Here is a 10,499-nt window from a genome sequence, read left to right as displayed (position 1 = left end):
GGCTGTCAAAAGGTACCGTTGGCGGTTGCAGCGACCTCAGCGTCGATGCGTTCGGCACCCACATGCAGGCGTTCGATCAACTCCCGCAGCAGTACCAGATCCTGCTCAAGGTCCTGGCTGCGCCCGGTGGCGTCGTAGCGGTTGCCGATGCCACCCAGGGTGAGAATGCCTACACCAAGGCGGTAGAAGCTCAGCAAGTGCTCGGCCAGGGTGTGCGGTGATCCGACCAGGGTATAACCGTGCCCGGTCAGGGCATTCAGACGCGGGTACCAGACGCCGCTGTGCAGCGCCGCCTCGCCCAGCCCCTGTAGAGCGGCGCGTGCATTTGCGTGATCCTGCAGCGGCTCGCGCGTCTGGCGCAGGGCGATTTCGTCGGCCAGTCGCCGAGCGATATCCCAGGCCAGCTCATCGGTGGACGCGATGATGATGTTGGCATCGCCCCAATAGCGCAGCCTGCGGCCACGGGCTCGAGCCAGCGGCTCGATCCGCTCTATGGCACGGCGGGCGGTATCGAGGGTGGCGATCGGGACGCTGTAGATATCGGCGAAACGCGCTGCCAACTCGATGCCGGCGTCTGAGGTGCCGGGGATCGACAGCGGCGGCCAGGGCCGTTGCACCGGCAGCACATCCGAGTGTGCGCCCTGCACCTGGTAGTAACTGCCTTGGTAATCGAAAGGCTCCTGGCGACTGAGTTCGGCGAGAAATACCTCAAGGTATTCGGCGGAACTGGCGTAACGCTGCGCCTTGTCAAGGAATACGCCATCGCGCTGCAGGTCGGTCTCATCACGCCCCTGCAGGAAATGGATATTGACCCGGCCATCCGACAGCCTATCCAGGGTTGCCAAGGTACGAGCCGCCACCGTGGGCCGCTCAAGCCCCACACGATGGGCTGCCACTACCCGCAGGCGATGGGTTGCCGCCAGCGCCCAGCCAACTATTGGCCACACTGCCGGACCTGTGGCGCGCTGCGGGAACAAGCTGCTGTCGAAGCCCAGCGCCTCCTGATCACGAGCGGCCTGCACCAGCACTTCAGGGCTGAATGTGGGTACACCTCCCAAATAAAACTCAAGGTAATGCTGAAGGCTAGTGCTCGCCGAAGAAGCCGCAGCCCCCACAGGTAATCGCCCCCGAATGTCCAATGGCATTGTTATTCCGCCGTACGTATTTGAATACAGCCACATTAACCTTTAGACAAAAAACCTCTAAATAATTTAATTACACCGAAACAACTAGTTAAGTTATATAATTATAACTTATTCAAGACCTAAAAATATTTTACCCCGCACACCTGTCCACCATGTGTCCGGTCCATACACATGTAATTAAGTGTGCCCAGTATTGTCACAAGGGAAAGTGTGGAACTCGTGAGCCTTGGACAAGGCCGACCTTCAACCCCGCCCCTTCAGCATCCCGTGGTTGACCAGCAAGGTCCGCATGGCATTGCGGGTGATCCCGAGCAATTGCGCCGTGCGTAACTGGTTGAAGTTGCAGTGAGCGAACGCCTCGCGCACGATCAGGTCTTCTATGTCGTGCAGCAGCGAATCACCCGGGGTGTCGAACAACCGCAGCAACTGCTCGCGGATTCCCTCCTGGGGCAGCTTCTGCGTACCGGAGGTTCCTGCCTGCAAGGCGCTCAATCCCGCAGAGAACTTGAGGTGCTTTGGCAGGATCGGCTTGTCGCCCGCGACCAGCAAGGCCAGGTGCACCACGTTCTCCAGCTCGCGAATATTCCCCGGCCACGGATAATCCAACAGCGCCTGGGTGGCGGATTCAGAAAGCATCGGCTCGTTGATCCGCAAGCGGGCGCTGTACAGCTTGCGAAAATGCTCCACTAACGGCAGCACATCCAGAGGCCGCTCGCGCAGCGGCAACACCTCCACTTGAGCGACGTTGATCCGATAGAACAGATCGAGGCGGAAGTTGCCCGCTTCCACGGCCTGCTCCAGGTTGACGTTGGTGGCAGTCACCAGGCGGATGTCGATCTTCACCGCCTTGCGCGAACCTACCCGCACCACTTCCTGTTCCTGCAACACCCGCAACAATTTCACCTGCAGTGGCAACGGCAGATCGCCGATCTCATCGAGAAACAGCGTGCCGCCGTCGGCTTCCTCGAACCAGCCGGCACGCCGACCGACCGCCCCAGAAAACGAACCGGCCTCATGACCAAAGAATTCACTCTCGGCGAGGTTCTCACTGACGGCGCCGCAGTTGACCGCGACAAAAGCACCTTTGCGGCCGCTGGCGGCGTGGATGTACCTGGCAACCAGCTCCTTTCCGGTACCGGTCTCGCCGTTGATCAGCACCGGTACGTCGCTGGGGCCGACCCGTTGCAGGTAATCGAGCAACTGGCGTGAGCGCGGATCGGCGAAAACCAACGCTTTGGCACGGATCGACAACGGATCCTTGTCACCCTGAGGCAAGGTCAAGATGGGGTTCGGCTGTCCCTGAGAACCGCTCATGGCAAATACGTCCCGGTGTCTACATCTGATGGCTTGAGGCTGCACTCTACTGGCGCGGCCTTATAGCCAGAAATATTAAAAAAGCATTAGAAAATAACCGTTTCAGCAAGCTGACGAACTGCACAAATACCGGTCAGCTTCAGTGGGACGTGCCGGCAGTGCTGTCACCAATTGGTTGAACGCATCCAACACCTCAGCTGGCTTCTCCAGCATCAACTGGTGCCCGCACCGCTCCAGCAGCCGGAACTGCGCCCTGGGCAATTGCTGGGCCAGCGCCACGCCTCCGCTCGCCGGGGTCAGGCCATCGCGGTCCCCCGCCAGCACCGAAATCGGCACGTCCAGGCCCGCCAGCGCCTGCGGATCCGGCCAACGCGCATGGCCAAACAACGCCTTGAACACATGCAGTGGGTTGTTCAGCGTCAGCGCTTCTTCATAGTCCACCAGGGCCGGGTCAGCCTCAGGGTGCCAGGCCTGCTCGCGAAAGCCCCGGGACAACCGCGAGCGCATCAACTCCAGCACCCATGCCGGTAGGTTCAACAAGCCGTTACCCTTGAGCGGCCGGTGCAAACGGCTGCCGAGTAACAGTGCCGCATCGACCTTGACTGCGCGGCCGGACAACAAGGCGCTCAAGGCCAGGCCGGTACCGAACGAATGGGCAACGATAACGTTGCGCCGACCGGCATACCGGCGAAGGATTTCCAGTTCGTCCTCCACCAGTTCATCCCAGGCATAGGCACGCGCCTTGCGAGGCTTGTCGCTGGCGCCATGCCCGAGTAGATCCCAAGCCACCAGGGTATGCCCCTGCTCGCCCAGGTCACGCCACAGCTCACGCCATTGGTCCTTGTTGCCGCCGGCGCCGTGGCCGAAGAACACGACCGTGTCACCACCAGGCTGGTGCGCCACGCTCAGGCGTCGTCCCGGGCGGACCTCCAGCGGTTCACCGCGGACCTGCGGCAGGTTCGAAAAATCAGCCATGGGTGACGTGCTCCTGTTGAAAATGGGGATGGATAGGCCGCGAAAGGCCCAGATGATCACGTAAGGTTCGTCCCTGATAACCGCGACGAAACACGCCGCGCCGCTGTAATTCAGGCACGGCCTTGTCGACGAAGGCCTCGAGCCCGCCGGGCAGGTAAGCAGGCATCACGTTGAAGCCATCCGCCGCCCCCTCGACGAACCACTGCTCCAACACATCGGCGACTTGCCCGGCGTCCCCCACGACTACCAAATGACCGCGCGCTGCCGCCATGCGCAGGTAAAGCTGGCGAATGCTCAAGCCCTCCCGGCGGGCTACGCTGATCAGAAGATCACGCCGGCTGACTCCGGAATTGGTCGCAGGCAGCTCGGGCAATGGGCCGTCGAGTGGATGGGCGCTGAGGTCGGTGCCACCGGCAATATCCGCCAGCAGCGACAAGCCGACCTGCGGCTGCACCAGCGTCTGTAGCTGCTCGAATAGCGCCTGTGCTTCTTCCGCGCTGTCAGCAACAATGGGCAACACGCCTGGCATGATCTTCAGTTGCTCGGGATCACGTCCGTACCCAGGCATGAGGCCCTTGAGTTGGCGATAGAACTGCTGCGCCCCGGCCAGTTCCGGCTGGGCGGTGAAAACTACTTCTGCATGGGCGGCGGCCAGCTCACAGCCGGCACTGGATGCCCCTGCCAGAACCTGCACAGGTGCCACGTCACTTTCCGCCCAGCGGGCACGAACCCGATCCAGAAAGCCGCGCGCGCGGACATAGCGGTGGGCGTGCTCGAGATGCGCCACGCGACCGAAATTGAACGCTTCTTCGGCATTGCTCGAGGTCACCAGATTCCAACCACTGCGCCCGCCACTCAGACGCTCCAGCGAGGTAAACGCCTGGGCCAGAGTATCGACGCTGTTGTAGGAGGTGGTCACCGTCGCCACCAGCCCTATACGTTCGGTCACTGCCGCCAGCGCGCCCAGCAGGGTCAACGGTTCGAAGTGCTCGGTACGCGACATTCGGCTCAATGCCTTCATGTCGCCCGGTAGCATCGCCAGGGTGTCGGAGAGAAACAGCGCATCGAAACAACCACGCTCGGCAGTCTGGGCCAGTTGTCGGTAGTGGGTGAAATCCAGCCCGCCATCGGCCTGTGCGTCGGGATGCCGCCAGCCAGCGACGTGATGACCGGTAGCCATGAGAAAAGCGTTCAGGCTCATCGTGCGGCGGCTCATGGCGCTACCTCCGCCAGCGCCTGTGGCCTAGGACCGCAACCTAGGCCACTTACCAACGTCCGTGTGTAAGGGTGCTGGGGTCGACCGAGAACGGCTGCCGCCTCGCCCTGCTCTACGACACGACCGTTATGCATGACCGCGATGCGGTCGCACAGCCGCGCTGCTACCCGCAGGTCGTGGGTGATGAACACGATGCTCAGCTTCAGGCGACGCTGTAACGCTTCGAGCAACTCGAGAATCTGTACCTGGATCAGCGCATCCAGCGCCGATACGCACTCATCGGCGATGAGAATCTTTGGCTCCAGGGCCAGCGCACGGGCAATACCAATGCGCTGGCGCTGGCCGCCGGAGAACTCGTGGGGGAAACGCTCAAGCGCTGCAACCGGCAATCCGACCAGCTCCAGCACCTCCCGCGCACCTGCTGCGGCCTGCTCGCGGCTCGCACCTCGCGCCAGCGGCCCGGTCATGAGGATGGTGTCGACACGCTGGCGTGGGTTCAGCGAAGCGAACGGGTCCTGGAAAATCATCTGCACATCGCCACGCAAGGCTCGCAGTCGTGCCTGGGACACGCTGGATACTTCACGGCCCTGCCACTCGATGCTGCCGCTGTCGACCGACAACAGTCGCACCAGCGCACGGCCCAAGGTGGACTTGCCCGAACCGGACTCGCCGACAATGCCAAGGGTTTCGCCTTGGGCCAGTTGCAGATCGACGCCATCCAGCGCCTGGGTGCTGCGCCGCTGCCACCATCCGGCCCGACGACTGAAGCGCTTCTCCAGCGCCCGCGCCTGCAACACCGGATTGCTGTCGTTCAAGGCCGGGCGTGGGTGCAGAGCGTTGGCGCTGACCGCTGCGATCAGTCGCCGGGTATAGGCTTCGCGGGGGCCTGGAGCACCTGCGCAGCGCTACCCTGCTCCACCACATGGCCTTTCTCCAGCACCAGCACACGGTCTGCAATGGCCTGCACAACGCCGAAGTCGTGGGTGATGAAAAGCATGGCCATACCCTTTTCCCGCTGGATGCGGCGCAACAGTGCAAGAATCTGCGCCTGGGTGGTGACATCCAGCGCCGAGGTGGGTTCGTCGGCAATCAGCAGCGCAGGGTCGAACGCCAGTGCCATGGCGATTACTACCCGCTGACGCTGGCCGCCGGACAGCTCGAACGGTAGCGAGTGACGCAGCCGCTCGGGGTCTGGCAGGCCCACGTAGCCAAGCAGTTCGATGATCCGCCGTCGTCTTGCCACTTTGTCCTGCACACCATGGGCTTGCAGGGTCTCATCGATCTGCCGGCCTACACTGAGCAGCGGGTTGAGCGCGCTCATGGGTTCTTGAAACACCATGCTGATATCCCGTCCGCGCAGCTGGCGCAGGGTTTCTTCATCGAGGTCGGCAAGCTCGGCGCCGCGATAGCGGATACATCCGCCCTCTACCCGGGGGCCGTTCGGCAACAGGCGCAACAGCGCCTTGGCCAACATGGACTTGCCCGAGCCGGACTCGCCCACCACACACAGGCATTCACCCTGCGCCAAGTGCAGTGACAAATCATCCAGCGCATGGCTGCGGTCGGCACCGTCCGGCAGTGCGATGCGCAGGTGTTCAATATTCAATAGGATCGGTGAGTTCATAAGGACTCTCCTGAGCGGCGGGCCGGTTCGAAAGCTACCCGCAGACCCTCACCAACGCGGTTGACCGCCAGCACACAAAACAGAATCGCCAAGCCGGGCAGCAGGCTCATCCACCAGGCTTCACGAAGCAGGCCGCGCGAGGCATTGATCATGTAACCCCAGCTCATGGCTTCCGGATCTCCCAGGCCGAGAAACGCCAGGGCTGCCTCGGTGAGGATGGCTGTGGCTGTGACGAACGTCAGGGTCACCAGCAGCGGCGCCAGGGCGTTGGGCAGGATTTGCTCGAAGACAATGGCCAGCGGCGACTGTCCCAGTACCCGCGCCGCCAGCACGAATTCGCGTTGGCGCAAGCTGAGGAACTCGGCGCGCACCAGGCGCGCCACGGCAGGCCAGGCCACCAGCGAGATGGCCAGGACGATCGAGCCCAGCGAGGGTTCGAGGATGGCGACCAGAATCACTGCCAAGACCAATTGCGGAATGATCTGGAAGAACTCGGCGAGACGCATCAGGACGCCGTCCAGCCAACCGCCGAAGTAGCCGGCGATGGCCCCCACCACCAAGCCCACCAGCAGCGTCGCCAGGCTCGCCAAGGCGGCGACTGCCAGGGAGACCCGGGCGCCATACAGCAGGCCGCTGAACAGATCGCGGCCCAGCAGATCGGTGCCCAGCCAGTGGCCGGGCTCCTGCAAGGGTCCAAGCATCGGCTGCGCGGCCATCTCCCAGGGCGAGCCCGACGTGATCCAGGGCGCGGCCAGCGCCAGCGCACTCAACAGCAACAACCACGATGCGCCGACCACCGCCGAGCGTTGGGCAAGGAAACGTTGCCACACGGTAGACGCGATCATGGTTGCTGCCCTGCCACGCCGATGCGAGGATCCAGTAGCCGGCAGGCCAGGTCCGTCAGCAGATTGAAACCCACTACCAGCACCGAAATCAGCAGAAACCCGCCCATCAGCACGCCGTAATCGCGTTGAGCCAGCGCGTCGTACATCAGCCGGCCAATGCCGGGCCACGAATAGACCACCTCTACCAGCAAGGCGCCGCTGGCCAGTTGGCCAAGCTGCAAGCCACATCCTGTTCGGTGAGGGGTTCGCCATCGTGCCAGGTGACGCCGGGTTGCAGATCAAAGGTGTAGGTCAGACCGTCCGGCGAGACTGTCCAACGCTTGGCCAGCACCGGCTGCGGCTTGAGGTCTGTGTCGAAGGTCAGCAGCCCCTGCAGCACCTTGCCACTGACGTATTGGGTAGACACATGGGTGACCACGCCGTGCATCAGCGACGGCGGTTCTGGCTGGGCGACCAGACTGAGGACGCCGCCATCTTTCGGTTCGGCGTAAGCGTGACTGCCGAACAGCGCGGCGCAGGTGAGCATGGCGAGCCCCAGCCTTTTCAGAGCGTGACGCGGGTAGCGATGAAGATGACCGGGCATGGTGACTCCTTGGCAATGGTCCAACGAGGCCCGCAGGCCTCTTTGCCAGCGATTTTGCAAGCGCTATGCCACCCGGTTCGGCCACCGTAAATGCAGGCCCAGCCTGGGGCCAAGCATCCGGCGGCTGGTGAAAAAGCCACAACCGACCCTGTGGAGTGTGGAAAAAGCAGCAGCCCGGCAGCCATGTTCATCTTGGCCGCCAGCCTTCTCGGCCCTGGCACAGGCTTTGCTCCACTCCTGGCCACCTTGCGGGAATGGCCGCACATCCCCATCCACACGCCATCACTGGCAGACAGGAACACTATGTCACTCGACTATCTGGGCAACCCGCTCGACACTAACGATCTGGAAGCCCGTCAGGGGCTGAATGACTTCGTCTCTGGCTTTATCGGCTATCACCCTCGGGCCGAGGCCATTCTCGGCTGTGCCGACCAGCATCCTGACTCGGCCCTGAGCAACGCGCTAGCAGGAATTCTGCTGATGTTCAGCGAGTCGCCCGAAGGGCCGGGGTTGGCCGAAAAATACCGGCAGCGAGCCAGCGCAGTCAGGTCGGCGCACCCCAGGGCGACGCTTTATCTGGCACTGCTCCAGGCCTGGATAGGCGAAGACCTGGACCAGGTGCTGACCTTGAGCGGACGCCTACTGCAGCAGTACCCCCGTGACCTGTTCGCCGCCAAGCTCAATCAGTACGTGGAGTTCAACCGTGGCAACTGGCCGGCGCTGCTGCGCATCGCGCTGCAGGCGGTGCAGGCTGCGCCGGATATTGCCCAAAGCCACGCCATGCTGGCCTTCGCCTACGAGCAATGCCACCTGCTCGAAGAGGCCGAGGCCAGCGCCCGCCGGGCGCTGGCGATTCAGGCCGACGAACCCTGGGCTCAGCATGCGCTGGCCCACGTGATGCTCACCCAAGGCCGGATCGAGGAAGGCATCGCGTTTCTGGAAAGCGTCAGCGGCCACTGGAAGGGTTTGAATTCGTTCATGTATACCCACAACTGGTGGCATCTGGCGCTGTTCTACTTGGCGCGGGGCGAAGAAAAGCGGGTGCTGGCGATCTACGACCAGCATGTGTGGGGGATTCTGCCGGAGTACTCCCAGGACCAGGTGGGCGCGGTGTCGCTGCTTGTACGGCTGGAGCTGGCGGGGATCGATGTGGGTCCGCGCTGGGAGGCACTGGCGCCCTACCTACAAAAGCGCCACGGCGATACCGTGCAGCCGTTCCTTAGCCTGCAATACCTCTATGGGCTGGCCCGCGCCGGGCAACCGCAGGCCGAGCAGTTGTTCCAAGCCCTGCTCCAGCGTAGCCGCGAGGCCCCCACGTTCAGCCGCGCGGTGTGGGCCGAGGTGACCCTGCCGGTGGCAGAAGCCCTGCTGAGCCACGCCCGTGGCGATTACTCACGGTCTGCGCGGCTGCTGGCCAGCAGCCTGCCGCGCCTCAACGAAATCGGCGGCAGCCACGCCCAGCGCGATCTGTTTGCACAGATCGAACTGGATGCTCGGTTGCGGGCGGGCGACTGGGAGGTGGCGCAGCAGACGCTGGAATTGCGTCGCCGCTATGACCCACTGGACGTACCGACCAACCGCAGTCTCGAACGGGTGTACAGCGCCCTGCACCTACCGGACCTGGCGTGCCAGGCCAGGCAGCGGGTCGAGCAGGGGCTCGCCTACAGCCGCTGATACTCAGTGGCGGGCGGCGTGCACGCCACGGGCAATGGCCCGGGCCACGCAGTCCGCTGCCGCGGAGCCGATGCTGCCGATCTGCACCTGGCGCCCGGCACCGCTGCCCAGCTCCACCGCACCGGAGGCCAACGCGAACACGGTATCGCCGTCGAACGGCAGGTGTGCCGGACGCACTGCCCGGGCGATGCCATCCTGCGCCATGATCGCCACCCGCTTGCACTCAGCGGTGTTCAGCTTGGCGGTGCTGGCAACCACTACCAGGGTGGTGTTGGCGCCTGCTTGCAGGCGCCCCATGGAGTCCAGCCGCGACAGTTCGGGGATCGGGTCACTGCAATCCTGATCACCCTGCGGCCGCGCGCCGCCGAATTCGCCAGCAATCTCCCAGGGCCAGGCCCAGAAGGTCTTGCCATCGGGCATGTACACCGAACCGATGGGGTTGGCAACCACCAGCGCGGCAACCATCAGGCCATTGCCCAGGTCTAGCGAAGCGCTGCCCAAACCGCCTTTCAATACACCCGCCATGGCGCCACGGCCGGCACCGACCGCGCCCTGGGCGACGTGCAGCCCAGCGTTGGCCAGCGCTTCGAAACCGAGGCGCCGGTACGGTGGCTCTAAGCCCCACTGTTTGTTTCCGCCGTTGGCAAGATCATGCAGCACGGCAGATGGCACGATGGGGATGGCCGGGGCACCGGCTTTCAGGTGCAGGCCGATGCCTTCGACGGAGAGTGCCGCGGCTACCGCATCCGCCGCGCCCAGGCCGAACACCGAGCCGCCAGCAAATACCAAGGCGTGCAACTGACCGACCATGTTCTCCGGCTCCAGCGCCGCCGACTCGCGCCCGCCGGGACCGCCGCCGCGGATGTCGACACTGGCCGTCCACACAGCATCGGTGCGGATCACCGTGACGCCGGTGTCGACCTGGGTATCGGTGGCGTGGCCAACGGTCAGGCCTGGGATGTCGGTGAGGGCATTGCGGGGACCTGGGAACGGCATAAGCGAAAATCCTTGGAAATCAGAAGGGGGTGGTCACGGTGGCTGAGCAAGTGATGTGCCACTAGCCAAATCCTGGCCGACCTACCCACCTGCCATCGCTCTCAAGCCTGTGCAGACGTGGGCCTGA

9 protein-coding genes and 1 pseudogene are annotated in these 10,499 nt (G+C 63.6%); 1 reads left to right on the top strand and 9 read right to left on the bottom strand.

Going from position 1 to position 10,499, the window contains the following annotated elements:
* Positions 1-5: 5 nt before the first annotated feature.
* From E6B08_RS10970 to E6B08_RS10935, 8 genes and pseudogenes are all read right to left on the bottom strand, one after another.
* Positions 6-1,058 carry an LLM class flavin-dependent oxidoreductase gene (locus tag E6B08_RS10970; RefSeq protein ID WP_238349316.1) on the bottom strand — a complete coding sequence of 351 codons (1,053 nt, stop codon included), beginning with the start codon at positions 1,056-1,058 and terminating at the stop codon, positions 6-8.
* 330 nt (positions 1,059-1,388) lie between these two features.
* Positions 1,389-2,459 (bottom strand): sigma-54 interaction domain-containing protein, encoded by a 1,071-nt coding sequence (locus E6B08_RS10965; protein WP_136914012.1) that lies wholly within the window; start codon positions 2,457-2,459, stop codon positions 1,389-1,391.
* A 102-nt stretch (positions 2,460-2,561) separates the two neighbouring features.
* Positions 2,562-3,434, bottom strand: coding sequence for an alpha/beta fold hydrolase (locus E6B08_RS10960; protein WP_136914011.1), 873 nt, complete (start codon positions 3,432-3,434; stop codon positions 2,562-2,564).
* A complete protein-coding gene (locus E6B08_RS10955) occupies positions 3,427-4,650 on the bottom strand; it encodes an LLM class flavin-dependent oxidoreductase (RefSeq protein ID WP_136914010.1) in 1,224 nt (407 codons plus the stop codon). The genes E6B08_RS10960 and E6B08_RS10955 overlap by 8 nt, the downstream gene beginning before the upstream one ends.
* Positions 4,647-6,274 (bottom strand): annotated as a pseudogene (locus E6B08_RS31480) (dipeptide ABC transporter ATP-binding protein). Before E6B08_RS31480 ends, E6B08_RS10955 begins: the two are co-directional and overlap by 4 nt.
* Positions 6,271-7,119 (bottom strand): ABC transporter permease, encoded by an 849-nt coding sequence (locus tag E6B08_RS10945; RefSeq protein WP_136914009.1) that lies wholly within the window; start codon positions 7,117-7,119, stop codon positions 6,271-6,273. Before E6B08_RS10945 ends, E6B08_RS31480 begins: the two are co-directional and overlap by 4 nt.
* The gene (locus tag E6B08_RS10940) at positions 7,116-7,340 is read right to left on the bottom strand and encodes an ABC transporter permease subunit (RefSeq protein WP_238349312.1); all 225 of its coding nucleotides are present in this window, start codon (positions 7,338-7,340) and stop codon (positions 7,116-7,118) included. Before E6B08_RS10940 ends, E6B08_RS10945 begins: the two co-directional genes overlap by 4 nt.
* Positions 7,301-7,702 (bottom strand): ABC transporter substrate-binding protein, encoded by a 402-nt coding sequence (locus E6B08_RS10935; protein WP_238349311.1) that lies wholly within the window; start codon positions 7,700-7,702, stop codon positions 7,301-7,303. The genes E6B08_RS10940 and E6B08_RS10935 overlap by 40 nt, the downstream gene beginning before the upstream one ends.
* Positions 7,703-8,005: 303 nt before the next feature.
* Between E6B08_RS10935 and E6B08_RS10930 the strand changes: the two genes are divergently transcribed.
* The gene (locus E6B08_RS10930) at positions 8,006-9,376 is read left to right on the top strand and encodes a tetratricopeptide repeat protein (RefSeq protein ID WP_136914008.1); all 1,371 of its coding nucleotides are present in this window, start codon (positions 8,006-8,008) and stop codon (positions 9,374-9,376) included.
* 3 nt (positions 9,377-9,379) lie between these two features.
* Here E6B08_RS10930 and E6B08_RS10925 read toward each other — a convergent pair whose 3' ends face one another.
* Complete coding sequence (locus E6B08_RS10925; protein ID WP_136914007.1) at positions 9,380-10,372, bottom strand: P1 family peptidase; 993 nt, start codon at positions 10,370-10,372, stop codon at positions 9,380-9,382.
* Between the last annotated feature and the right edge of the window lie 127 nt (positions 10,373-10,499).

Source organism: Pseudomonas putida, from assembly GCF_005080685.1.
GTDB classification, from domain to species: domain Bacteria; phylum Pseudomonadota; class Gammaproteobacteria; order Pseudomonadales; family Pseudomonadaceae; genus Aquipseudomonas; species Aquipseudomonas putida_V.
The sequence above is the reverse complement of the archived record's forward strand: the minus strand, read 5'-3'. Positions and strand labels throughout refer to the sequence as shown.